This window comes from Pseudomonas sp. ICMP22404 (genome assembly GCF_006227205.1).
In the GTDB taxonomy this organism is placed as follows: Bacteria; Pseudomonadota; Gammaproteobacteria; order Pseudomonadales; family Pseudomonadaceae; genus Aquipseudomonas.
Genome location: NZ_VCNG01000012.1, coordinates 128,366 through 153,368, shown reverse-complemented (window position 1 = coordinate 153,368; position 25,003 = coordinate 128,366). Strand labels below are relative to the sequence as shown.

The window sequence follows — 25,003 nt, the reverse complement described above, 5'->3', positions numbered from 1 at the left end:
CCACAGAGTGAGCGAAGCACTAATCAGCAGGCAAAAAAAAACGGGAGCCTGTAGGGGCTCCCGCTTTTTGACGACCCGACTGCATCACTTCGCCTGGTAGATGATCCCCGGACTGCACTGGATCATCTGGTAATGATCCGGCAAGCCGTTCAGTGCTTCAGAGGCGCCTAGGAACAGGTAGCCGCCGGGCTTCAGAGTGCCGTGGATGCGCAACAGGATGTCCTTCTTCACTTCGGCGGAGAAGTAAATCAGCACGTTGCGGCAGAACACGATGTCGAACTTGCCCAGGCTGGCGTAGCTGTCCAGCAGGTTGAACGAGCGGAACTCCACCCGGCTCTTGATCGGTGCCTTGACCACCCAGCGCCCCGGCCCTTTCGGATCGAAGTAGCGTTGCAGGCGATCGGGCGACAGGCCGCGGCCGATAGCCAGGCTGTCGTACTCACCGGTCTTGCAGTTGTTGAGCATGGTCCCGGACAGGTCCGTGGCGACGATCTGCACGCCCCCCTTCAACTGGCCGATATTGGTCCGCTCGAACTCGTCGATGGACATCGACAGCGAATACGGTTCCTGACCCGACGAGCAGGCGGCCGACCAGATCCGCAGGCGCTGGCCCGGGCTGGCCTTGATGGCCGCCGGCAGCACTTTGTTCTTCAAGACTTCGAACGGATAGGTATCACGAAACCACAGGGTTTCATTGGTGGTCATGGCGTCCACCACCATTTCGCGCAAACCGCTACGCGGCTGGGTCTGGATACGCTGCACCAGTTCGCCCAACGATTTGAGGCCCTGCTGCTCCATCAATTTGTTGAGACGGCTCGACACCAGATATTGCTTGTTTTCACCAAGCAATATGCCACAGGCTTTTTCCAGGAAGACCCGGAACTGTTCGAAATCCAAATTACCCGTAGACAAGTTACCGCCTCTTTCATTGTGTTGATTTGCCGGGCGCACAACGCGCCCGACCTTTATTCCGCTGTCTTGATCCGATCGACTACCCGGGAAGCCAGGTCGTCAGGGCGGAACTTGGCGAGAAAATCATCGGCACCGACTTTCTTGACCATCGCCTGGTTGAAGACACCCGACAGGGACGTATGCAGGATGATGTGCAGCTTTTGCATACGCGGATCACTGCGGATTTCCGATGTCAGGGTGTACCCGTCCATCTCCGGCATCTCGATGTCGGAGATCATCATCAGGAACTCTTCTTCCGGCTTCTTGCCCTCGTCGACCAACTTGCGCAGGTAATCCAGCGCCTGCCGCCCATCGTTCAATGCAATCACTTCGACGCCGATCGTCTGCAGGCAACGGGTCACCTGCTTACGCGCCACCGACGAATCGTCCACCGTCAGCACCCGCAGCGAAACCGCCTTGTGCTGGGTTTCGGCATCCACCACACCGTGGGAGATGGTTTCCGTGGTCGGCGCCACTTCGGCGAGGATTTTCTCCACGTCGATGATTTCCACCAACTGGCCATCAACCCGGGTCACCGCCGTCAGGTAGTGATCGCGGCCGGTCCCCTTGGGCGGTGGATGGATCTCCTCCCAGTTCATGTTGACGATGCGCTCCACCGAGCGCACCAGGAATCCCTGGGTCTTGGTGTTGTACTCGGTGATGATCACAAACGGACTGCTCTGATCCAGCAGCCGACCGGAACCGGTGGCCATCGCCAGATCGAGAATCGGAATGGTCGCTCCCCGAATGTTCGCCACACCGCACACGACGGGACTGGACTTGGGCATCAAGGTCAGCTTGGGGCATTGCAGCACCTCGCGGACCTTGAATACGTTGATCCCATATAACTGCTGGCCATCGAGACGGAACAACAACAGCTCCAGGCGATTCTGACCGACCAGCTGCGTGCGCTGGTTTACCGAATCCATCACTCCCGCCATGCCCTGACTCCTACCTAACGCTAATGTGTCCGACGCGCATTCATCACTAAACGGCACGGGGCTTGCTATTCAACCGGCATGAACGCACAAACGACATTTTCTCGACGCCTGACCACTCATTGCCGCCTCTGGCTCGGTGTGCTGTTGGCTGCCTGCCTGTTCGCCTCGGGGGGACGTGCCCTTGCCGATGCTCCGGTTACCTTGCCTGATCTCCTTATCGGCGTCACTCAGGGCTTTCTTGAATTCACCGTAGAAGACTATCTGGCTTCCAGTCAAACCGAAGGTCGCTACGAAATCGAAGTCAACCAGATCGACCCGCGCCTGCGCATGCCGATGTGCGACAAGGAATTGACTGCCTCCCTGGAAAGCCCCGCCAGGCCCCTGGGACGTGTAACAGTAAAGGTCCGTTGCGACAGCGCGGCGCCCTGGACGGTATTCGTGCCGGCCCAGGTGCGCCTGTTCCGCGAAATCGTCACCACCACCCGACCATTGAAACGGGCCGGAATCGTTGAACCTCAGGACGTGACGCTGCGTGAACGGGACGTCAGCCAGATAACCCAGGGCTTCCTGACCTCTGTCGATCAGGCCATTGGACAGAAACTTGTCCGACCAATGGTAGCCGATCAGATCGTGACCCTCGTGCATCTGGAGCAGGCCGAAGTCGTTCGTAAAGGTGACCAGGTAGTGATCACCGCCCGCAGCGGCACCTTGGCCGTACGAATGCCTGGTGAAGCCCTGTCCAATGGCGGCATGAATGAACAGATTCGGGTGAAAAACCTCAATTCCCAGCGCGTCATCAAGGCGCAGGTGATAGCCCCAGGCCAGGTGGAAGTGGCTATGTAGCGATCGGTAGAAATGGGTAGAAAGCTGGCGCTTGACCCTGCTGTTCCCTAGACTGTGCCTTACGCAAGGCAAGCGCAGACGTGCGCACGCTCATTGAACAAATGAGCCTAAAGTTTTTTTGGGGATGGCCGAAAACATGGCAAGCGTCCAAATACCCAGAGGTTTTTTACCATGGTCATCGATTTCAACCGTTTAAACAGCTCTTCACCATTGACGGGCACCACGCGCCCCAGCGCCAGCAAGGAAACCGAAAAATCCTCGCCGGCCGAGCAAGCGACAGTCGTCAAGAATGGGGAATCGGTACACCTCAGTGATGAGGCTCAACAGTTGCAGAAGGTCACTGACAAGCTGCGCGATCAACCTGTCGTCAACAACGCCCGCGTGGCCGAGTTGAAAGCAGCCATCGCCGATGGCAGCTATAAAGTCGACAGCAACCGTGTAGCCAGCAAACTGCTCAACTTCGAAGCCCAGCGCTAGGCCGCCGCCTGCGCAGGCTTTTGGACGCTAAGACCCAAGGCCAGCCATGCACGACACTCATTTATTGCAACTGATCATCGACGATTTTGTTCCAGCGCAACAATTGCTGGAACTCCTGCAGACCGAATCCCTGGCGCTGCACGGTCGCGACATGCCCTTGCTGGAAAATATCCTGGCACAGAAACAGGCATTGATCATTTTGCTCGATCAGCATGGCCGTAAACGTAGCGAGATTCTCGCCAGCCTTAACCTGCCCGCGAACAACGATGGCCTCGAGCAACTGGCGAGCCAGTCGACGATCGGCGATCAGTTGCTCTCCCAAAGTGCAGTGCTCAATGAGCTGCTCGCCCAGTGCCAGGCCGCCAACGCCCGCAATGGCCAATCGATCCAACTCCAGCAGGCCGCTACCGCCAACCAGTTGCGCATCCTCAATGGCGGTGAAATCCCGACGCTTTACGATGCTCGCGGCTCGACCGCCAAAATGGTCAAGCATCGCCCGCTCAGCCAGGCATGAAACGAACCATGCATGCGCTCTATCAACCCGCGATAGATGCTGGCAAAATGCTAGCCATTCGTAGTCGTATTTTGCCTGGAGATTGACCCACCGTGTTCAACGCCTCAAACGCGGATGATGCTCCGCAACCGCCTAAGGTCCTTACCACGCCCCTGGAAATCTCCGGCAACTTGCGGATGCTGCAAGATAGTCACGATCCACTGATCATTACCTTTCATGAACGCACACAACGCTTCCAGAGCTACCTGGTCGACGTCGATCGCGAGAAGAACACCATTGCCCTGGATGAAATGATCCCTCGCGACGGAGAACGCTTCCTGCTCGCGGGCGAGCCGTTTCGGGTCGAGGGTTTCCATGATGGCGTGCGCATCGCATGGGAAGGCAATGGCCCGCTGACGATCAATGAGTCCAACGATGGCCGCTGCTATCGCGGCGCCTTGCCCGACGAAGTGGTTTATCACCAACGTCGCAACGCCTTCCGCGCCGCCCTGAAACTGGCGCAACTGGTGAACATCGAACTGGGCGGCGACAAGCTCAAGTCACCGGTGAACGGCAAACTGCTGGATATCTCCGCCACCGGCTGCAAGCTGCGCTTCGATGGCGACATCACCGAGCGCCTGCAATTGGGCCAGGTGTATGAGCGCTTCATCGCCGCCCTGCCCTTTGGCAATATGACGGCGCCGGTCGAGCTGCGCTACCTGCATTTCGAAGAGCGCATCAACACCACTTTCGCCGGCGTGCGCTTCCACAATATCAGTGGCCTGGTGCAGCGGCAGGTCGAGCGTTTCGTTTATCAGTTGCAGCGTGAAGCTCGCCGTTTCGATAAAGACGATCTCTGATCTTCAGCCCTAAAGTATCGCTGCTTCTGGACTGACCTCATCGCGAGCAGGCTCGCTCCCACATGGGTTACCCAAGTCCCTGTGGGAGCGAGCCTGCTCGCGATGGGCGCGCCGCACTTCTCTTACCTGGCCTGAGGCTCCTCAGCCTCAGCCGCCTCGGTAACCGGCTCTGCCACCGGCTCGACCTCCGGATTCGGCGACACCTGCATCTGCTCCTGCACCACCTGCTCATCAACCCTCGGATCGAGACACGCCACCAGCGGCGAACTGGACATGCTGTCGGGCATCGCCACGTGATGCAGCGGTGCGTCATCGACCTGATGCAGGTTGGTCACCGCTTTCGGCCGTATGCGCCACACCAGTACCAATGCAAAAAAGGTGAAGAAGGCATACAGCATGTGGCTGCCGAACGACTTCATCAGCACCCCGGCCACCAACGGGCCGATACTCGCACCCACACCGTAGGTCACCAGCAGCATGGCGGTCAGCGACACCCGGCGATCAGCTTCGACGTGGTCGTTGGAAAACGCCACCGCCAGCGGGTACAAACAGAATTGCATCAGCGAACAGAAGAACCCCGCGATGAACAGCACCTCCAGCGGCACCGCCGACAGAATTGCCAATGGCGCTGCGAAAACCGCCAGGCACAGGGCAAAGCAACGGATCAGCAGCGCGCGATCGTAACGGTCGGACAGCCAACCCAGCGGCCACTGCACCAGCAGGCCGGCAAAGATGCAGCTACCCATGAACAGGCCGACCTGCTCGGTCGACAGCCCTTGCTGGGAGGCATAGAGCGGCGCCAGGCCATAGAACGAGCCAACGATCAGCCCGGAGCCCAACACCGTACTCAATGACTGTGGCACGCGCTTGATGAAGAACCGCGGCTCCATCGGTGCCGGACGCAACGGCGCCGGGTGGATCCGGCGGGTCAACGCCACCGGCACCAGGCACAGGGCAAAGCACAGCGCCACCAGCATCAGCAGTTCCAGCCCCAGGGCCGGGTGGATCACCAGGATCAGTTGACCCAGCACCATCCCTAGGTACGAGGCGATCATGTAGCCGCTGAACACCACCCCACGCTGCTTCGCATCGGCCTGCTCGTTGAGCCAGCTCTCGATGACCATGTACTGGCACATCATGCCGAGACCGACGATCACCCGCAGCACCACCCAGGCCGGCAGCCAGCTCACCAGGCCGTGACCCAGCACCGCCGCACCGACGATCCCTGCACAGGCCGAGTAGGCACGAATATGCCCGACACGGGCAATCAGCCGATGGCCGATCTTGCCGCCCAGCACCAGGCCGAAATAGTTGGCGGCCATCAGCGCACCGACCCACAGGCTGTCCACATGCTCGGCAGCCAGGCGCAAGGCCAGGTAAGTACTCAACAGCCCCGAACCGATCAGCATCATCAGCGAGGCGAAATAAAGCGCTCGAAAAGGTTTCCAGACTTGGCGCATCGGCGTTCCGAGCGGCTCCTTGAGATAAGTAGGGGCCGCCTGTGAAGGCAGCCCGAATGCGACGTTTCGTTAAGCCTGGGCTGCCAGCACACGCCGTTCCCAGGGCGTGATTTCATCAAAGTAGCTGGTCAGTTCCAGGGTTTTCGTCGCGATGTAGCCTTCGATGAACTCTGTACCGAACAGTTCCTTCGCCAGAAGGCTACGTCTCAGACGCTCCAGGGCAGCATGCAAGGTACATGGCAACGATAGATTATCCGGCACCTGGAATTCACCCTGGATCGCAGCGCTCGGCTCCAGGCGATTTTCAATCCCATGAAGACCGGCCGCCAGGCTGGCAGCGATAGCCAGGTAAGGGTTGGCATCGGCCCCGGGCAAGCGATTTTCGACCCGTCGGGCCACTGGTGAACTGGCCGGAATCCGTAACCCGGCCGAGCGATTGTCGTGAGACCAACAGGCATTGTTCGGCGACGCGAACGGATGACACAGGCGCTGGTAGGAGTTGACGTTCGGCGCGAACAGCGCCGTGAAGTCCGCCATGCCGGCCTGTTGCCCGCCGATGAAGTGCCTGAACGCCGCCGTTGGCTCGCCGGCCTCGTCGCTGAACACATTACGGCCGCTGTCCAGCTCGACGAGACTCTGGTGAATATGCATCGAACTGCCCGGCGTATGGGCCAGCGGTTTGGCCATGCACACCACGGTCAGGCCGTGCTTGAGAGCGACCTCCTTGAGCAGGTGCTTGAACAGGAAGGTCTGGTCGGCCAGCAGCAGAGCATCGCCATGCAGCAGATTGATCTCGAACTGGCTCACACCCATTTCATGCATGAAGGTATCGCGCGGCAACCCCAGGGCTGCCATGCATTCATAGACCTCGTTGAAGAATGGGCGCAGGCCGTTGTTGGAACTGACACTGAATGCCGAGTGGCCGTCTTCACGACGTCCATCCAAGCCCACCGGGGGCTGGAATGGCTGGGTCGGATCCGGGTTGGGCGCGAAGACGAAAAATTCCAGTTCGGTCGCCACCACCGGCGCCAAGCCCCGGGCAGCATACCGGGCGATCACCGTCTTGAGCTGGCCGCGTGTCGAGAGACGAGAGCTTTCACCGGTCAGTTCATCGGCATCGCAGATTGCCAGGGCGCGGGGGTGCGAACTCCAGGGCAGGCGGTGGATCTGTTTCGGATCGGCCACCAACGCCAGGTCGCCATCGTCACTGCCATAGAAGCGCGATGGCGGATAACCGCCCATGATGCATTGCAACAGCACACCCCGGGCCATCTGCAACCGCCGCCCCTCCAGGAAACCCGCAGCGGTCATCACCTTGCCCCGCGGTACGCCATTGAGGTCCGGCGTGACACATTCAATCTCATCAATGCCCGTCAGTCGCTGCGCGAGTGAACCCAGGCCATCGGTCGTCATGACGCATTCCTTGTTATGTGCGAGCCGCGAACGGCAACCCGTACAAAATAGGCTTCAGCTGTTCGGAATATCAAGCACCTGGAGACAATAAACATCGAGCCTGGGAACACCCTGTGGGAGCGAGCCTGCTCGCGATGGCGGCGTATCAGACAACCCGGCATAAACCGACCCGGCGCTATCGCGAGCAGGCTCGCTCCCACAAGGATGCAGGCTGCCGGGGCCTCCTGCGTGGGACAGGCTCAGGGCAGATAAATCCTGAACACGCCTCCCCCCAGCACACCGCCATTGGCAATTTCGGTTCGCCCGCACACACCGCCGCGCTGGTGCAGCCCGGCGATCCGCGCGGCGAAGTACAAGCCCAGCCCGGTGCTGCCGCTGCTGTGGTTGATGCCCTGAACATAGTCGGCCTGACGCTCGATCATTTCGGGTGGATAGCCTGGGCCGTCGTCGTTGATGGTGAGCACCAACTGCCCGGCTTCATCGCTCGCACTGATCAACAGCGTCTGCCGGGCGTGGCGAATGGCATTGTTGATGCAGTTGTCGAGCACCGAAGCAATCAGCTCTCGGTCGAAAAAGCCCAGGGGGCTCAAAGGGTCGACCTCATAGGTGACCATGATCCCACGGCTGCGGAACACCTCCTGATGGCCGGCCAACTGCGCCTCGATGAAATCGTCCAGCTCATGGTAGGCCGGGTGCAGCGGCAACTGGTTGACACCCAGCTTGTACAGTCCCAGCAGTTGCACCATCAAGCCATTGAGGTGGGCGAATTCAAACTCCATCACACCCTGCTCGGGGGTCTGCTGCGCCGCTTCGGGCAGGCGCTCGAGCCACTGGGTATGAGCCTGCATGAGCAAGGTCAGGGAGTTTTTCATGTCGTGCACGGTCGACGCGATCACCGTGGAAAAATCGAGTGCCTGTTCGCTGTCATTCATCGCCAAATGCCTTGCTTCGCAGTTTCTGATAGCGCGCAAAACGCGCATCGGTGTCGGGTATCATGCCCACCAGTTTCAGGCAGGCGCGACATTCCTCCAGCAGCTCCGATTCCACACTGGTATCGGTGCCATGCAGCAGGGATTGCGCCATGTTCAGGGCAATACTGATGTTCTTCGGTTGCATCTTCAGCGCACGGCGGAACAACTCCCGCGCCTCGGGCAACGCACCGGTCTTGTAGACACGCACACCTTCGCGGTTCAGCTCGGCGGCGGCATTGCCCTGATTGAGAATATTCGGGTCGTCAGTGAGCTTGGCAATGCCTTGCATTACCGTCGGGTCATCACCGTAGATTTCCGCACAGTTCTTGAGCATCGACTCGCCGGCGCTGGTCTGGCCGAGCATCTGCAACTGCTTGGCCACCAGCAGCGCGGCCTCGGCGCTCATGAATTGCTCCATGCCGTCGAGACGCTGCAAAGCCTGCTCGGTGAGTTTTTCCGCGGTTTCGGCATCGTTCAGCAACAGGCTCGTGGCTTTCATCAGTCGCGCCCGGACCTGCAGTCCCGGGTCGTTGAGATTTTCCTTCGCCACCGCGCTGAGGGTCGTGTTGATCTCCAGCCGGGTCCGGGTGTCGAGGCCTTTCTCGCTGCCCTTGCTGATCAGTGCATGGGCCAGGCCGAGGTTGCTTTCCGGATCCTTGAAACGCGACTGCGCGCCCTGCCCGACCGCCTGGCGGTAGGCCCTGGAGGCGGTGTCGTAATCTTCGTTGGTCATTGCCAACTTGCCCAGCAGCGATTGTCGACGCACCGCCAGGGGCGACAGGCGAACCGCTTCTTCCAGCACCTCCTGCGCCTGCTTCGTGTCACCTTCGGCCACCAGGACATCGGCCATGCCGTCATACAAGGCAGGCATCATAGGAAATGTCTTGAGGGCCTTTTCATAAACGGCCTTGGCCTGCGCCACCTGACCGCGCTTGAACATCAATTTGCCCAGGCCCGCATAGGCCCAAGGCAACGGACGATCGGCCAGGATGGTGTTGTACAGGCGCTCCAGGGCTTCGTTCTGGTTCAGGTCCCGCAGCGCATCGGCCCGATATCGCAGGCACAACGGCCCGTAGCGCGGATCCTGCTTGCACAGGGCGATGCAGGCATTGAGCACTTCCAGCGGCTTGCCACGATCCAGCGCTTGGAGAATCGGCTTGAGCAGGGTCTTGCGCTGCTCCAGCCGCTCTAACCGCTGGGCCAGGCCGGAGCGGTTGAAAGGCTTGGTCAGGTAGGCATCGGGCTCATGCTCCAGGGCACTGAGTACCATGGCCTGGCTGGTCTCGGCAGTCACCATGAGAAACACGCTTTCATGACTGATGAGCTTCTCGATCATCAAGTCTTCCAGCACCTGCTGACCGTTCTTGCGGCCGTCGCCCAGGTGATAGTCCTGCAGGATGAAGTCATAGCGCTTCTGCGAGCACATGCGCAACGCCACTTCACCGGTGTCGGCGGTATCCACGTCCTTGACACCCAGCTCACGCAACATGGAGCGGATCGAACTGCGGAAATCCGAGAAATCATCGACGATCAGAAAACTTTTTTGGTGGTACGCCAGCATCGAGGATGTCCAGGCAAGTAAAAAAGATGCGCCCAAAAGGGTGCTCGTCAGCTTATCGGCCGCAAGTGGCGTTCCGTTAACCGATCGTATGGGAGAGGTTTAGTGCGAGAAAGGCGCTAATGCCAGTTCGTCAGAAAGATCTGGCAGCCCCAGGTGGAATCTGTGGCGAGGGAGCTTGCTCCCGCGGGGGCACGAAGCGGCCCTTGCCTTGTCGGGGCCGCTGCGCAGCCCAGCGGGAGCAAGCTCCCTCGCCACAGCGTGCCCACTTGGGATTCGCTGAACTGGCAGCGCCATGCCCGGCTTTGCTCGTCAGATCGTCACTTAGCGACGCCCCAACAGCCGTCCCCAAAATCCCACTTTAGTCTCCTCGACCACTGGCGCAGGTGGCACGACCTCCTGCCTTACCGGATGCGTACTCGGACCATCGGACCGGAGTAAATCCCCTGGATAATGCTCAAGCCCCAGGCACTGCGAATCATCCAACCCAAAAGCCTTCACCGCCGCCACGGCTTCCACGCACCAGCGACCGAAATACGCGCCACCTTCAAAATTCTCGTCGCCATAGGTGTACCAGTAGGGATGCTTGTAACTGACTGCCTGGGGATCGGAGCCGGATTTCGCCCCTGTTCGGACTTCCTGATACCAGTGACTGACAAAGGCTTCCAACTTGGAAGCCTGCGTCTCCACCGGCGCATCCACCGCCGCCAACAGTCGTCCATAAGGTTTGGGATAAAGGAGAGCGGCCCCCACTTTGCGCTCGGGAGTGCGACTCGCGATGACCCGGTCGAGCAACACGTCCTCGCCTTCGTTGCCGATAAGGGTCAGCAGCCTTCGCCATTGATCATCTGGTATCTCCAGAGCCAACCCCAAGCCCACCAGCCAGAAGCAGACGATGTAATGGTCATAGTTGACGCGCCAGCTGTGGCGGGTGAATTGCTGCTCAGGTGTCCAGACCGTTGCCCCCAGGCGTTCGGCCTCTTCACAGGCATCGAGTAGCCCAGGGAAATAAGGAGGCAAGTCGGCGACAGGGCATCCGGCAGAGTAGCGACTTAGCATCTGGTGCCAATGGTCCTGGGCGATGGTATAGACGTACTGCGGCGCGTAGTCGGGATCGCCCGCCGGGGCCCGCGCGTTCTCAAGCGCTCGGGCAATGCGTTCGTCAACATACGCAACCCATTCAGACCAGTAGCGAGAATCTCCCAGTGGTGCCCGAACCATTTAAGTTTCCTTCAAGCCCATATCGTGAAAATTTCTGGTATTTACGTTAGGAACCCGTAGTCACTCTTGCTGCTGAAGTCCGAAGAAACGCGCGTAGGCTGCCTCCACCCGGTCAACAAGCTGATCAGAATGATGCCTATGCTCTCTAGCTCAACCGCCTCGGCAAACAGCAAAGGACTTGCCACAACCGGCGTAGTCAAACCTAGTTTTTATCGCACACGGAAAATTGCGTGAATCTCTAAAGGTAGCAGATCGAAAGGTGTGTATTTGAACTCAGGACCCCACGCCGCACCGCCGTCCTAAGAATTGGAGAAATGAAACTTACATAGTTCCTCCAGTGCTTGAGCTAGCCCTTCTCTCAAGATTGAAACAACACTTCCCCCCATCACTTCGCCCCAGAAATCCTCATAAAACAGGGAAAAACCATTAAAAATCAAGCAATTAAAAACCCTCCCTCTAAATACATCCTGTCCCGCCCCATAATCAAAACTTAAGACCCAAAACTTCCCGCACAGAAGTCGTCCTCATTGCGGATATACAAACTCAATCCCGATTTTTCCCTCAACCAAGTCAATCGTCACTTCACAGCCACTCCAAACAGACATACCTGCCGTTAGCTTATTCTGGAAATACCAATTTCGGAGTTCCACCAACAGCTTCAACATATCAGCATTTGCACGTCCTCCAGCAGTAAACCAGGACACGTTACCTTGCTCATCCACGAAGTCATATTCATATTCGCAGCTGTCCAACTCCTGCGCTAACTGTGCGCGCATTACAACTTTACACGCCCCCTCTGGAGCGACATCAAATAAAATCGCGCCAATATCATTATAAATATCGCTATCGTTACGCATCAGATACCTCCTGGTGAATTATTAAACAAAACTTCTTTAGGACGACCACCACCAATTGAGTACTCGACGTTAAAACTATCTGGCCGAACATTCCCACCAGAGTAAACAGGCTCAATTTTTACCCTAACAGCCTTACCCTCCTTTAGAGCATCCGCCCAAGAATTCTCCATTGCTTTCCAGACACCCTTGTTTAAGTTCCCATTCATGGGGAGTAGATTTAACTTTTCACCTGGACCGTTAAAAATACTTGCAATTAGGTGCCCACCCTCATCACCCGCCACCCCGCATTTACCAGCCACACACTGCTGATACGTGTTCCTGTCATTCTTCACAAAAGAAAGATCAGACTCAACTTTTTCAACGCGCCCCAAACTATCTGTTTGATAAATTTTGTTCCCATCAACTTTATAAATTGTATTGGGTTCAGGTTTGTTGAGCTCTTTGGACCATGCGCCCTTACCACCAGAGTTAATTTCTACTTCGCGAAGCACTTTACTAGGTTTTTTTATCCCAGCACTGTAATCCCCAGGATTTTCAACAACCTTCCCATTAACGGTCGTCGTGCCAGGGCCATACCCCCCCTCAAGCTTCCCGCTATAGGCTCCCTCCACGCTGCTCCACTGCACCGGCTTACCAGCCGACGCTTCAGCTTTGGCAATTTTGGCCATATCGGCCATCTTTTCAAGCCCTTGCGCCCCAACCTTGATCCCTGTTTTTGCCAGCGCCACGCCGCCTTTGGCCGCCGTACCCACGCCCGTGGCAATACTACCCACCTGCCAAACCAGTTCGCCCAGGTCCTGACCCAACTGCACGGCGCGGTCGTCGCCGCCATTTTCCAGGGCATCCTTGACGCGATCGAGTTTGGCGTTGAGTTCATTGACCACGCCATCGCCGAACTGCTTGCGGGCCTCGGGGTCGTTGATCAGGGCCTTGAGGCCGTTGATTCCGTCAATCGGATGGAGGAGGAACTGCGCCAGGCCTTCGACGTCGCCCCATCCCGCCTGCACCAGGCCCTTGCCCACGCCGAAGCGGGTCAGTACGTCTTGTTTCTGGTTGATGTAGGCCCATTTGGCGAGCACCTGCGCCTTGGCCGCCAGCCCATCGGCTGCGCTGTATTCCTTCTCGGCCTGGACCAGTTGCTGGGTCGCCAGCCAGTTGTTGTCCACCGCCGCGCCGGCCGCGCTGTTGGCGGTGGCCGGGTCGAGCGAGGCGCTGCTGGCGGCCAGGCCGGTGACCAGGCTGACGATCAGGTTTCGCTTGGCTTCGCGCTGGGCTTCGCTTTCGTTGGGGCTGGCTTCGGAGAACAAGCCAGTGAGCAGGCTCGACGCCGCCGCGCCCGCTGCGCCACTGCCGCAGCTCTGGCTACTGGCCGCGGCGCCCGCGCAGGCGACGATGCCATGCAGCGCGGCATGCAGCGGCGAGCCTTCAGTGAGTTTGCCGTCCGCCACCAGGTCGCCGATGTAGCCCGCGCCTTGCTGTTGCACGTAGTTGACCACCAGGCTCTGGACGAATGCGCCGTTACTGCCGCTGATGTTGCCGCTGGCCGCGCCCACCAGGGCGGTGGTGATCTGGCGGTAAGTGCCGCCCGCGCCCCACTTGTCGGCGATGTCGCGGGCTTCGACAGTCAGCCGCTGGGAATTGTTGAGCAACGCCAATCGCTCGGCGTCGGTCAGGTTCGCATTCGGGTCGAGGGCCTTGGCCCTGTCTTCCTCGGCCTGGTTGCGCTTGGCATCGACCTCCTTGGCCTTGTTGGCGAGCAAAGTGCTGGCTTCGTTGGCGAACGCGCCGACAATCTCGAAACCGGCGCGGATCTCATCTTCGTCGAAGATCGGCTTGAGCGCGTTGCTGGTATCGCGGTCGCTGGAGACGTCGCGATTGAGGCTGGCGACGGTTTGCTCGCCATTCTTGCCGGTGCGCTTCTGCTGCTCGGCATCATCGGTGATGACGACCGTGCCGCCACTGATGCCGCTGCGGGTGACGCTGCTGGCGTCGTCGCTGGCACTGATGGCAATCGGCATGGTGGCGCTGAGCTCATTGCCGTTCTGCGGCAGCCCGGTACCCGGGGTTTGCGTGCCGCCGCTGGTGGCGTTGCCCTGCTGGTCCTTGCCGACTTCGCGATAGCCGCCCCCGACGCTGACGGAACTGGCGTCGTATTCGGCCTTGTTCTTGATGTCGCGGCTGGTGAGGCTGGCGGTGACCAGGCGATTCTTGCCGTCCTGCACGGCCTTGTCGCTGCTGGCGATCACCCCGCCGACCAGGTCGGTGTTGCCGCCCACGCGAATGTCGAAGCCCTCGTCGCCGGCCTTGATCCCGGATTGCTCGATCACGCTGGCGTAGTTGGAGTCGATGTCCGTGGCCCCGAAGCTGCCACTCATGCCGTTGACCGAACTCATGCCGTAGCAGAACGGCGGGACGCACAGGCTGATGCCAACGCCCAGGCTCTTCTCATCGACGACGTAGGTGTTGGTGTCTTGCAGGCTTTCGATGGTCAGGTCGCCGCCGACGTCGGCCAGTACCTGTTTGCCACTGGCCACCGCGCCCTTGAGGTGAGTATCGCCGCCCGAGGACAACAGCAACTGGTTACCCGCCTGCACATGGGTATTGGTGTGAGTGAGGCCATCGCCGTCTGCCTGGCCACGGCTGCCGGACGCTCCCAGGTCCAGGGTGAAACCGTTGCGGGCACCGAGGGAAAAGCCGACGCCGATGCTCGCGCTGCTGCCTTTGCTGTCGGTCTCCTGCTTGTCGACATTGCGGGCGGCGAGCAGGTTGATGTCGCCGTCCGCCAGCAGGCTGGCGTTGCGTCCGGCCTTGATATCGCTGCCTTGCACGGTGATGTCGCTGGCCGCCCCCGCGCCAGTGGCACGCAGGCGGATGTCGTTGCCGGCGGTCATGGTCGAGCCGGCCGCGCTGTCGCTGGTGTAGGTGGTGGTGCTTTGGTTTTTCTTGGTGCCCAGCGACAGGCTGATGTTGATCCCGCCGGCCGAGCCTGGGTCCATCGCCACGGCGGTGGCGGCGTTGTTGGTCGCCAGCACGGCGGTCGCGGCGGCCAGGGCCTTCATGCGTCCGTCGTCGGTTTTCTCCGAGGCCCGTTTCATCTGCTGGTTGGTTTGAATCGCGCTGATCACCGGGTTGGTCACGGTGAGGGTGAACCCGGTTTGCTTGAACAGGGTTTCGCGCTCGCGCTCACGGGTGTTACGGGCTTCGACGACATCAATGGTCTGCGCCGTGACGTCGATGTTGCCTTGGGGCGCCGACACCTGGCTGCCCACCTGACGGTACCCCTTGCCCGCTTCGATCAGCACATCGCCGGTGGTCGAGCCCACGGTGCTCGCCACGGCCGTGTGCTCCGTGGCGAGATCCTTGACGCTCTGTTTCTGGGTACCGAGGGTCACGGCGATGCCGCCGCCGCTGAACAAGCCGCTTTTCTTGACGGTCTTGTCGTGGCGTTCGCTGCTGCTGGCGGTGGCCGCCTCGATGTTGACGTTGTTGTCCGCCACCAGGATGGTCTTGGTGGTGGAAACCACGTTGCTGCCACTCAGATTGATGTCGCGACCAGCCTGCACATAAGTCTGCTCGCCACTCAGGGTGGAGCCTTCGGCCTGGGTCTGGCTGACGGTGTCGCGGGTGGTGGTGGTCTTGCTGGAGAACCACCCGCTCTTGCCTTTGACCTTGTGCGCTTCGTCGGCGAACTGGTAGTTCTGGGCCTTGGTGAGGTTGACGTCACGCTTGGCCTCGGCAAACACCGCGCCCTGCTCGCTGGTCACGTGGGCGGCGCGGGCGTTGAGGTCCTGGCCCGCGCTCAGGCGGACGTCGCCCTGGCCCTGGATCAGCGAGCCGACTTCGGTCTGGCTGGCGTCGTTGCGCCAGTTGCTGCTGTTCCAGGTCAACGCTTGCTGATGCGCCTCGCCCACGGTGCCGAGGTTGAGGTTGTTGCCGGCCTCCAGCGACGTGCTGCCGCCCTGGCCTGCATTCACGACCTGGGCCCCGGTGAGATTCAGGTCCTTGCCGGCGCTGACATTCATCGTGCCCTGGGCACCGCTGACGAACAGCCCGGCCACCCGTGACAACTGCGTCCGGGTACCTTGGGCACTGCTGCTGTCGCGACTGCTGGAAATGACGTTGATGTCCTGCCCAGCCTTCACCGACAGATTGTCCACGGCGCCGATCAGGCCACCGAGGTTGTTGAGGTTGTCCCTGGCGGTGACCGAGGCGTTGTCGGCTTGGATACGCCCACCCAGGTTCTCGATGTTCTGCGCGGTGATCGCCATGACACTGCGCCCGGCCAGGCTGCCGCTGTTGACCAGGTCGCCGGCGATGTTCAGGTTCAGGCGCTGCCCGGCGATCAGCGCACCGGAACCGTTGAGGTCGCCTTCCTGGACCCGCACGTAGACCTGCGGCACCAGCACGTTGCGGGTGTCGCCGTTAGGGAGGGTCACCTGCTTTTGCACCAGCCAGACGATGTCACTGGTCAATTGGGCCATCTGCTCGGACGTCAGCGCCACGCCGGGCACCAATTGCCATTGGTTGGCGACGGTGACGGCGTTGTCGATCAGGGCACGATACTGCAGTTCATCATTGGCGTAGCCATCGAGGAAACGTCGGCCGGTGAGTTGCGCCACTTGCTCGCGAATCAGCTTCTGTTCGTAGAAACCGTCGCCCAGGCGCTGTTGGGTCAGGGCCGGGTCGACTTGCAGACGCTGCAGCATGTAGTCCGAGGACAGCCAGGTGCGGTAGCTGGCAAAGCGCGGGTCGGTTTCGATCAGGTAGCCGCCGGTGTTCTGCGGGTTGGTGTTGAACAGGCTGTTGTTGGGCAGCTCGAGGGACGGCCCGCCGCTGCGGATCTGCTCGGCCACGCCTTTGCTGTTCAGGGTGGTCTGGGCGGCGATCTGGACGATCGGCGCGACCTGGTGGGTGCGGCTGCCCGTGGCGTTGACCGCGCCTGCGGCGGCGACCTGCTCGGTGACGCCCTGGGTGGCGCGCGCGGCGATCTGGGTGCCGGTGCCGTTGCCCGCGGTGTTCTCGGCGAACACGGTCGGTTGCAGGGTGATGTCCTGGATCATCGGTGCCGGCGTGTAGCCTGTGACGGCCGTGCCCTGGCGGTCGCGCCCCTTGCGCTGGATGCGATAGAAGTGGGTGGCGGTGCCGCTGTCGGTGGTGGTGCGCTGGCCCGTCAGCTCAGTGTTGGTCAGGCTGCCGATGTCGGCTTGCAGCAGTCCGCCGGCAATGATCCGGCTCTTGTCGTTGAGCACGTCGCCGGCGCTGATCTGCATCGTCCCGCCGGAGAGGATCTGCGCCGGTGCCGAGGTGGCGATCTGGGTTTCCTCCACCACCCGGGTGTAGTCGTAGCGGTTCCAGTTGTCCTGCCGGCCCTCGGGGGTGGCCAGGTAGAGCACCTCGTCGCTGCTGACCGAAACCTGGTTGCCCTGGTAGCGGTTCGTCGAACCGGTGAGTTGGAATTCCTGCAAGGCGGTACGACTGACTTCCACCTGCCGGGTGCTGAAATGCTCGTTGGTGTTGCGCACGCTTTGCACGTTCAGCGACAGGTTGCCGAGGGCCTCGATGGTCGCGCTGGCGTTGGTCAGCAACTGGGCGCGGTCCTGGGCCTTGTCAGCCGCGCTCAATGCGCCACCGATGGCGAGGTCGCCAGCGCTGAAGATCAGGGCCTGCTCGCGGTTGTCCAGGCTACCGGCGCCAATGTCCAGCGACTCGCGGGCGGCGATGGTCGCGCCGATGCCGTTTTCGTCCCGGTTGTTTAGCGTCGAAGCGCTGATCGCCAGGCGGTCGCCGTAGAGCCGGCCCGTGCCCATGTTGTTGAGCGAGAGGGCCTGCACCCGCACCTGCTGGCCATCTATCAGGCCACGGTTGGTCAGGCTGTCGTTGACGGTCAGGCGAACCTGGCCGGCGCTGATCTCGCCGGTGCCGGCATTGTCCAGCGTCTGCGCCCGGACCGTCAGCAGGTTACCGGCCAGCAGTTGCCCGCTGTTGTTGAAGGCGCCCTCGGTGCTCAGGTCGACCTGACCGTTGGCCTGGATCTGGCCGCTCAGGTCCAGGCCGCCTTGCAGCCTGAAGGTCAGGTCACCCAGGCTCAGGGCCCTGCCGGTGCCACCGTAGTAGGCCGCATTGAGCGATAGCAGGCTGCCCGCGAGCAAGGTGCCGCCCTGATTGTGCACGGCCTGGCGCCGTTGCGCCGGGTCGCGGTCGCTGATGCTCAAGCCAGCGCCGGAGGAAATCAGCCCGCCTTCGTTGTTCAACGCCTGGCTGATCCCCAGGCTCAGCCCCTGGTCGGCGCGGATCGCACCGGACTGGTTGGAAAGCGTATTGACCGCCAGGGTCATGGCACGGCCTTCGAGGCCTTGCTGGGTGCCTCGGGTGGCGCTGTTGTCGAGCACGTCGGCGCGTACGTCCAGCGTTCCTGCGCTGCGGATCAACCCGCCCTGGTTATTGAGCGTCTTCCCCAGCACCATCTGGACATCGCCGAGGCCTTGCAACTGACCGCCACGATTGTCCACCCGGGCGCTCTCGACCCGTACGGTTTTCTCGCCAATGATCTGGCCGCCGCTGCCATTGCCCAGGTCGGTGGCCTTGAGCAACAGGGCCCCCTTGGCCCCCAGGAAGCCCGCGCTGTTGTCGAGGCTGGCCGTGCGGATCTCGACGCTGTCCTGGCCACTGATCCCTTGGGTGGTGCCCGACTGCAGGTTGTTCAGCGCCTGGTTGCCGGTGTCGATCAGCAGCTTGCCCTTGGCCTGGATCAAGCCGGCGGCGTTATGCAATTGGCCGCTGCGCAGGTCGAGGGTTGCGGTGGCGTTCAGCGTGCCCTGGCTGTTGTCCACCCGGTTGCCGTGGCTGTCCAGGTCCAGGGCGCCGCCGCTGATCACGCCACTTTGGTTATTCAGGCCCAGGGCCGACAGTGTGATGTCACCCAGCGCTTCAAGACGCCCGCCGCTGTTGTTCAGCCCATCGCCGGAGACGCTGACCCGCAGCCCGGACTGCACCGAGCCCAGCACGCCATTGGTGTTATTGAATTGCCCGGCGATGATCTCCATGCGCTGGGTGGCGGCCATCGTGCCGCCGATGTTGTTCAACTGATCGAACGTCGCCCGCAACTCGCCCCCAGCACTCACGGTACCCTGGCTGTTGTCCAGGCGGGCACCCTTCACCTGAGCGTTGCCGCTGGCGGCCAGGGTGCCTGAGCTGTTGTCGATCCGTTGGCCGGCGGTCACCGTCAGCGCCCCGCCGTCGGTGGCGACGACTTTGCCGCCCTGGTTGTTCAGCGTGCCGACATCCAGGTTCACCGCGCCGGCACTGCTGACGCGCCCGTCCTGGTTGTCGAAGCGCTCACGGGCGGTCACCTGCAAGGGCTGCGCGCCGGTCTGCACAATCTGTCCGCGCTGGTTGGACAGGGTCTGGGTGTCGAACGTGATCTGCTGGCCTTGGGTCAGGCCATCGTCCACCACCACGTCAGTAGCCTTGATCGTCACCTTGCCGTTGCTGGCCACGCTGCCTTTGCCGCCGGCCAATTGATTGGCCTGGATATCCAGGGTGCCTTTGCCGGCGTGCTCGACCTTGCCCTTGCCGTTGTCCAGGCGACTGGCGCCCAGCTTCAGGTTGTCGGCATTGGCGGCGATTCGCCCGTCGCGGTTGTCGAGGGTCGCGCTGGCCTTGATCGAGGCGTCTGCAGTGCCGGTCTGGATCAGCTCACCGCCGGTGTTGGCAATGTCCCGGGCGCTCAATTGCAGGTTGCCGGCGTTGACCTTGGCCGCGTCGGTGCGCAGGGTCTTGGCCGCCGTTGCGTTCAGCGCCTGGGTGGCATCGACCTGGCTGCCGGCGAGATTAGCGTCGCCCGTGCTGGCGGTCAGGGTGACATTGCGCCCCTGGGTCTGGCTGCCGCTCAGATCCAGGTCAGCAGCGGCGACGCTGACGTCCCCGGACGCCAGGTTCTGCCCTTGCGCCTTGACCGTGCCGGCCCGCAGCGCGAGGTTGCCCGCGCCGGCCAGCTTGCCGTCCGCGCCGACACCCGCCGCCACGCTGGACGCCTGGGTGCTGCGGATGTTGCGGGCGGTCAGCGTCGTGTGGTTCTGGCTGGCAACGGTGCCGCTGTTGTCGATGTCGCCAGTGCTGTCGAGCGTCATGTCGCCCTTGGCGTAGAGCGTGCCGCTGTTGTCGACCTCGGTGGCCTTGATGCGGGTCGCGGTAGCGCTGCTGATCGCGCCCTGGTTCTGCAACTTACCGTCGGCGCTGACGACCACCTCACCGGCCATGGCGCCAATCTGCCCGGCGTTGCGCACACCCACGCCGGACTCGGTGCCCACCAGCATGATTTTGCCGGCGTACATGCCGCCCAGCTTGGCGACGTCGATGGCCACGCTGGGCTTTTCTGCGTCGTCACCCGGCAGTGGCGTGGCCTGGGTGTTATCGGCGTTGACCTGGTTGCGTCCGGTCGTGACCTTCAGGTCGTTGGCCCAGACTCCGGCGTTGACCTGCACGCTACGAGCGATCAGGTCCGTGTAGTCGGTCTCGCGGGCATCCAGGCCCTTGCCTTCAATATTGATCGTCCCGCCCTGCACGGTGTAGCCGCTGATGCGTCCGTTCTCCAACTGCGCCCGACCGGTGCTGAGGGTCGCCCGGTCGGCATTGATGAAGCCGCAGCCGTTGCAAGTAATGCCGGACGGGTTGGCAATCACCACTTCGGCGCGCTGGCCCGCGACTTCGACATAGCCGCGCAGTTGGCTGGGGTTGGCGGAGTTGACTTCGTTGAGAATAACCCGCGCGCTGCCATTGCCCAGCATCGGGTTGCCTTCGATCCAGCCGCCCAGTTTGGTCTGGCTGTTGGTCGTGGCGTTGTTGAGGATCACGCCACGGTTGTCGACGTCGAACTGGCTGTAGGTATTGCGCGAAACGCCCCCCGCGCTGGGGGCCTGGATGTTCACCTGGGGCGTACCGTTGGCGCTTTCGATCACGCCGGGGCGCTGGCCGGCCGGCGCCCCGGGGTCCGCCACGATGGTAGCGGCCCAGGCAGGCGCCGCACTCAAGGACACCAGCCCGATCGCCGCCATCACCGCAAAGCGCAACGGCCCGAGGGTCGCCGTACAAGCCACCGGTCCCGTCATCGGGCCGCAACGGGTCCCCGGAGCCTTGACCTGGCTGGTGACATTCTCGGCCACCACCATCAGCAGTCCGCGAGCCTTGTTGAAAACGATTCGGTACAGGTGCTTGTTCATGGCAATTCCATTTGCGGTTCTGGCCCGCAATTAACTCGGGGTTAGCGTTACGGTGCGACTGCCAGCGGGTGAGCGGCAAACCAGGCCTTGGCCTGTTCAGGGATGACACCGATCCCTTGGAATGTCTTGACCCGCAGGCCGCGCTCCTCGCCTCGGTGATAGAGCGCACGCCCACACCGGTTGGCGAACAACTGTCGATGCAGCAGGCGGGTGACCACGCCGGTGTGGCCGAACGGCGCGACCCAGTCGTTGAGCCAGAGGCGCTCGCCGCTGTTCCAGTCGGCCTCTGTCAGGGTCAGTGGCGATTGCCTCAGGTAGCGTTGCTCGGTGGCCGCGTCGAGGTTGAGCCAGGACAGGTAGAACACCGGTTTTCCCTGTTCGCTGGCGAGCACGAACTGACGATGCTTGAGGGCCGGCAACAACAACGTCGGCAAGCTGTGCAACGGCGCATCGCGGTGGGCCTTGGAATGCATCCACAACCAAGTGGCCGAGCCGAACACGGCAGCCTCGTTCCAGGGCTCGTCGATCAAGCCGGGGGCAATGATGTCTAGCGTCTCGAACTGCATGGGATCACCTCAGAATGACCAGATGACGGTGAACGCGCTGGTCACGTTGGCCGTCTCGAAACCATCGGGCTTCTTCAATGGCGTCCCGAACGACCAGTCATAGGACAGGCCCTTGTAGCCGCCGCGTATACCCACCACGGCCCCCGCCAGACGCTTGCCGATCAGGAACTCGCTGGAAGGGCCGCTGACCTCGCCATAGTCGATGCCGGTGTAGAGTTCCTGGCCGGTCTGCCCCAAAAACAGGCCGACCTCGTTGCGCAGGGTCCAGCCACGGTCGGCGGACAGAATGTTTTCCCCGTCGAAGCCCCGCACGCTGTAGCGCCCGCCAATCGAGAAGCGGTCCTGGGGCACCAGCGGCGTCCGGTTCCATTGCGCACGCCAGCCGCCGATGTAGCGCAGGCGCTGGTCACTGACCTGGAACGGCACCTGCAACTGGGCGTCGGCAGTGATGATCTGCGAGCGTGAGGTGCCCGCGTCGAAATCTTCTTCAGGCGCCCTGAGCGCGTCATGGGCCCCGGTGCCACGGCGGTAGGCGGCGCCCAGGTCGAGAATCGAGGCGCCGATGAACTCGCGATGGTTCAGCCCCAGTTGCCAGCCGGCCATGCGCCGTTTCTGGTTGCCGATCTCGGTGTCGTCAATGAAGTTCTCCGACGAACGCGTCCACAGGCTGCCCCACGCGGTGGTCTTGCGAACGGCATCGCGATACAGCAGGCGCGACAGGCGCAGTTCGTTGTTACGACTCTCGCCGCGGTACTGATAGGTCTGGTTGGCGCCAGCGACGGACTGTTCGTAGTTGTATTCACTGGTGGTGAAACCCAACTGCCAGTAACCGAACGGCAGCGAATAATGCAGGGTGTTGCCGTCGGAGCCGCGATGGCCGGACTCGCCGCCACCCAGGTCGTGGTTGACGCTGGCGTAGAACAGATCGTTGAGCGACAGCAGGTTGTCCAGGGACAACGACACGTTGCCTTGGTACTTACCGGTGGTCTTGCTACCCGAGTTGTCCACCGACAGGCTGACGCGGGCCGGGAACTGCTGGGTCCAGGCGATCACCACGTCGCTTTCACCGGGCTTGGCGTCGGCGGCACGGGCCGGTGCAATCTGAATGTCGGCTTCGGCGGTCGGCACGCGCTTGAAGTTTTCCAGCGCCTGCTCGATGTCCCGCAGGTTGAGCAGGTCGCCCGGATTGGCCGGCATCGCATTCCAGGCATTGGCCCGGGAACTGGTGCCCTCCTGGAAGCGAATCTCGCGAATGCGCCCCGGCACCAGGGTCAACACCAGGACGCCACTGTTCAAGTCCTGGGATTCGGCGAGCACCCGAGTGGTGACATAGCCGGCCTCGATGATCGCATTCTGCATGCGCTTCATCGTCAGGTTGATCCCCGCGCCCCCCAGGCAACGACCGATGGCCGGATCATGCTTGGGGTTGGCGGCGCGCAAGGCCCACTGGAATTTTTCCGACGCCTCGCCGATCAGGCGGATGTCGTCGATGGCAAAGCATGGGCTTTCCTTGGCGGGCAGGCGATCGGCACCGTCCGCGACAGGCGCCGCTTGCAGGCGCACATCCGGCCGGGACTCCAACTGATCACGCAACACCCGCTCACGCTCACGCTGACGCAGCAACTCTTCTTCCGGCCCAGCCGCCTGGGCAACGCTCCCCGCCCCCACCGTCCAGGCGGCCAGCAACAGCAGCGCAAGCCGCTGAGCGTTTTGTGAAGAAGAACGAGCGCGGTCGACCGGGCGACGAGCAGTGCGTGATTGACGCGTTCGGCAAGGTGCGGCTGCGCGCATGACACATCCTTGTGGCTTGAATCCGGGAGTACGGTGAGCATCGGCACTGATGCCCATTAAAAAGGCACGTAATTAGGAAGTTTCCTACAACGTACCGAGACGGTCAGATTGCCATCAGAGGAGAAAGTTTCGCGTCCGGTAAACGCGTTTGTGACACGGTTGAAAAAATGGGCACTGGTTCACAGCACGGGCTGCGGGAGGCCGTGCTGGCTGACGGTTAACGCCAATCGATCATGTGAATAGAGGAAGGGGCAATGCGCTACAGGGAGGCAGGCTGACAATAGTGGTGTCCCAGGGCAGGTTCGAACTGCCAACCTTCCCCTTAGGAGGGGGATGCTCTATCCAATTGAGCTACTGAGACACAGGTCGACCACGAGAAACGCGGTGCGATGGACGGCGTGCATGTTAACGGCCGGCTTGGCGTTTGTCATGTCGTCCGTAGGCCTTTTAAGTGTAGGCAAATGCTGCCGTTCACCACCCCTCCGTGCGATGACACGGATAAACGGGACGCCGCTCATCCTCCCCAGCCCGCCCCTGCTAGTAAATCGGCAAATTGCCACTATCCTATACAATACAAGGACAGCACCGGTCTTTGCTGTCGTTTCGGTTATCCGCCGGACGGTATGGCACATAGACACGATGCGGTGGTCACAACGTGCAGACCTGTTGGTTTTTCAAACCAGTCCGCATTTTTGATGAAGGGTAATGGCAGAACGCCTTTACGCGGATCAATATTTGTCACAGAATTGGCGCCAATGATCTGGCAATTTTGAGGCATGATGCGGGCCTCTTAACAATTCAGGTTGAACATTTGGTCACGGTGCTTGTCCTATGCGACATCCTGCGGCCAATCCCGAGAACCGCTCCCCTGAACTAACCGGTTAAATAAATATGCGCCCAATGACAAAGGCAATTTATTCCAGCCGTACGGCTGACAAGTTCGTCGTACGTCTGCCAGACGGAATGCGGGAACGCATTGCCGAGGTGGCTCGCAATCATCACCGCAGCATGAACTCTGAAATCATCGCGCGCCTCGAGCAAAGCCTTATCCAGGAAGGCGCGTTGGGTGAAGAATTGAGCATGCGCTTGGACAGCCCGGAGCTGTCACTCCATGAGCGCGAATTGCTTCAACGCTTCCGACAACTCTCCCACCGTCAGCAGAACGCCCTCGTTTCGCTGATTGCCCACGACGCAGAGATGGCCGCCGACGCGTCCTGATCGCACTGCAATACCCAAAGCCAGCCTTGCGCTGGCTTTTTTTTGCCTGGGATTTGGGCTCGACTTGTATTTTCGAGCCCCATAAAAAACCGCCAGACAAGCGTAATGCCGTTGTGGCGAGGGGATTTATCCCCGCTGGGCTGCGCAGTAGCCCCAAAGCAGTCG

The 25,003-nt window shown here is 61.3% G+C and carries 16 protein-coding genes and 1 tRNA gene; 5 read left to right on the top strand and 12 right to left on the bottom strand.

Going from position 1 to position 25,003, the window contains the following annotated elements; genetic code table 11:
• Window positions 1-84 precede the first annotated feature (84 nt).
• Window positions 85-912, bottom strand: coding sequence for a protein-glutamate O-methyltransferase CheR (gene cheR / locus FGE05_RS20880; protein ID WP_024779771.1), 828 nt, complete (start codon window positions 910-912; stop codon window positions 85-87).
• Window positions 913-965: 53 nt separating this feature from the next.
• Window positions 966-1,892: a chemotaxis protein CheV gene (locus FGE05_RS20875; RefSeq protein ID WP_139647873.1), complete on the bottom strand. Its 927-nt coding sequence runs from the start codon at window positions 1,890-1,892 to the stop codon at window positions 966-968.
• A gap of 78 nt (window positions 1,893-1,970) precedes the next feature.
• Between FGE05_RS20875 and flgA the strand changes: the two genes are divergently transcribed.
• The 4 genes from flgA (at window position 1,971) to FGE05_RS20855 (ending at window position 4,565) form a co-directional block, all read left to right on the top strand.
• Entirely contained in the window at window positions 1,971-2,735 is a 765-nt protein-coding gene (flgA, locus tag FGE05_RS20870) for a flagellar basal body P-ring formation chaperone FlgA (protein ID WP_041024270.1), read from the top strand.
• Window positions 2,736-2,906: 171 nt separating this feature from the next.
• Complete coding sequence (gene flgM, locus FGE05_RS20865; protein WP_139647871.1) at window positions 2,907-3,212, top strand: flagellar biosynthesis anti-sigma factor FlgM; 306 nt, start codon at window positions 2,907-2,909, stop codon at window positions 3,210-3,212.
• A 46-nt stretch (window positions 3,213-3,258) separates the two neighbouring features.
• Window positions 3,259-3,726, top strand: coding sequence for a flagella synthesis protein FlgN (locus tag FGE05_RS20860; RefSeq protein WP_139647869.1), 468 nt, complete (start codon window positions 3,259-3,261; stop codon window positions 3,724-3,726).
• 92 nt (window positions 3,727-3,818) lie between these two features.
• On the top strand, window positions 3,819-4,565 hold the full coding sequence (locus tag FGE05_RS20855; protein WP_139647867.1) for a flagellar brake protein: 747 nt from the start codon (window positions 3,819-3,821) through the stop codon (window positions 4,563-4,565).
• 122 nt (window positions 4,566-4,687) lie between these two features.
• On the opposite strand, the gene FGE05_RS20850 is transcribed toward FGE05_RS20855, so the two are convergent.
• The 10 genes from FGE05_RS20850 to FGE05_RS20800 all read right to left on the bottom strand — a co-directional run bounded on the left by FGE05_RS20850 (window position 4,688) and on the right by FGE05_RS20800 (window position 23,981).
• Complete coding sequence (locus tag FGE05_RS20850) at window positions 4,688-6,025, bottom strand: MFS transporter (protein WP_139647864.1); 1,338 nt, start codon at window positions 6,023-6,025, stop codon at window positions 4,688-4,690.
• 69 nt (window positions 6,026-6,094) lie between these two features.
• Window positions 6,095-7,336 carry a glutamine synthetase family protein gene (locus FGE05_RS20845; RefSeq protein ID WP_175385819.1) on the bottom strand — a complete coding sequence of 414 codons (1,242 nt, stop codon included), beginning with the start codon at window positions 7,334-7,336 and terminating at the stop codon, window positions 6,095-6,097.
• 341 nt (window positions 7,337-7,677) lie between these two features.
• Window positions 7,678-8,370 (bottom strand): sensor histidine kinase KdpD, encoded by a 693-nt coding sequence (locus FGE05_RS20840; RefSeq protein WP_139647860.1) that lies wholly within the window; start codon window positions 8,368-8,370, stop codon window positions 7,678-7,680.
• Window positions 8,363-9,970, bottom strand: a complete 1,608-nt coding sequence (locus FGE05_RS20835) for a tetratricopeptide repeat-containing response regulator (RefSeq protein ID WP_139647858.1) — start codon at window positions 9,968-9,970, stop codon at window positions 8,363-8,365. Before FGE05_RS20835 ends, FGE05_RS20840 begins: the two co-directional genes overlap by 8 nt.
• Before the next feature lie 321 nt (window positions 9,971-10,291).
• The gene (locus FGE05_RS20825) at window positions 10,292-11,188 is read right to left on the bottom strand and encodes a PoNe immunity protein domain-containing protein (protein WP_139647853.1); all 897 of its coding nucleotides are present in this window, start codon (window positions 11,186-11,188) and stop codon (window positions 10,292-10,294) included.
• A gap of 524 nt (window positions 11,189-11,712) precedes the next feature.
• Entirely contained in the window at window positions 11,713-12,045 is a 333-nt protein-coding gene (locus tag FGE05_RS20820) for a hypothetical protein (RefSeq protein ID WP_139647852.1), read from the bottom strand.
• A complete protein-coding gene (locus tag FGE05_RS20815) occupies window positions 12,045-21,263 on the bottom strand; it encodes a hemagglutinin repeat-containing protein (protein ID WP_139647850.1) in 9,219 nt (3,072 codons plus the stop codon). The genes FGE05_RS20820 and FGE05_RS20815 overlap by 1 nt, the downstream gene beginning before the upstream one ends.
• Before the next feature lie 47 nt (window positions 21,264-21,310).
• The gene (locus FGE05_RS20810; RefSeq protein WP_042728505.1) at window positions 21,311-21,829 is read right to left on the bottom strand and encodes a toxin-activating lysine-acyltransferase; all 519 of its coding nucleotides are present in this window, start codon (window positions 21,827-21,829) and stop codon (window positions 21,311-21,313) included.
• Between the two features lie 9 nt (window positions 21,830-21,838).
• Window positions 21,839-23,620: a ShlB/FhaC/HecB family hemolysin secretion/activation protein gene (locus FGE05_RS20805; RefSeq protein ID WP_139647848.1), complete on the bottom strand. Its 1,782-nt coding sequence runs from the start codon at window positions 23,618-23,620 to the stop codon at window positions 21,839-21,841.
• Window positions 23,621-23,904: 284 nt separating this feature from the next.
• Window positions 23,905-23,981: transfer RNA gene (locus FGE05_RS20800), tRNA-Arg, on the bottom strand.
• A gap of 530 nt (window positions 23,982-24,511) precedes the next feature.
• Between FGE05_RS20800 and FGE05_RS20795 the strand changes: the two genes are divergently transcribed.
• On the top strand, window positions 24,512-24,838 hold the full coding sequence (locus tag FGE05_RS20795) for an Arc family DNA-binding protein (protein WP_047701087.1): 327 nt from the start codon (window positions 24,512-24,514) through the stop codon (window positions 24,836-24,838).
• Window positions 24,839-25,003 lie beyond the last annotated feature (165 nt).

Coding starts and splice junctions, on each gene's coding strand:
- flgM (WP_139647871.1), top strand. CDS start 2,907: ATGGTCATCGATTTCAACCGTTTAAACAGCTCTTCACCATTGACGGGC.
- FGE05_RS20875 (WP_139647873.1), bottom strand. CDS start 1,892: ATGGCGGGAGTGATGGATTCGGTAAACCAGCGCACGCAGCTGGTCGGT.
- FGE05_RS20820 (WP_139647852.1), bottom strand. CDS start 12,045: ATGCGTAACGATAGCGATATTTATAATGATATTGGCGCGATTTTATTT.
- FGE05_RS20845 (WP_175385819.1), bottom strand. CDS start 7,336: ATGACCGCTGCGGGTTTCCTGGAGGGGCGGCGGTTGCAGATGGCCCGG.
- FGE05_RS20840 (WP_139647860.1), bottom strand. CDS start 8,370: ATGAATGACAGCGAACAGGCACTCGATTTTTCCACGGTGATCGCGTCG.
- flgA (WP_041024270.1), top strand. CDS start 1,971: ATGAACGCACAAACGACATTTTCTCGACGCCTGACCACTCATTGCCGC.
- FGE05_RS20815 (WP_139647850.1), bottom strand. CDS start 21,263: ATGAACAAGCACCTGTACCGAATCGTTTTCAACAAGGCTCGCGGACTG.
- FGE05_RS20850 (WP_139647864.1), bottom strand. CDS start 6,025: ATGCGCCAAGTCTGGAAACCTTTTCGAGCGCTTTATTTCGCCTCGCTG.
- FGE05_RS20825 (WP_139647853.1), bottom strand. CDS start 11,188: ATGGTTCGGGCACCACTGGGAGATTCTCGCTACTGGTCTGAATGGGTT.
- FGE05_RS20860 (WP_139647869.1), top strand. CDS start 3,259: ATGCACGACACTCATTTATTGCAACTGATCATCGACGATTTTGTTCCA.
- FGE05_RS20835 (WP_139647858.1), bottom strand. CDS start 9,970: ATGCTGGCGTACCACCAAAAAAGTTTTCTGATCGTCGATGATTTCTCG.
- FGE05_RS20805 (WP_139647848.1), bottom strand. CDS start 23,620: ATGCGCGCAGCCGCACCTTGCCGAACGCGTCAATCACGCACTGCTCGT.
- FGE05_RS20795 (WP_047701087.1), top strand. CDS start 24,512: ATGCGCCCAATGACAAAGGCAATTTATTCCAGCCGTACGGCTGACAAG.
- FGE05_RS20810 (WP_042728505.1), bottom strand. CDS start 21,829: ATGCAGTTCGAGACGCTAGACATCATTGCCCCCGGCTTGATCGACGAG.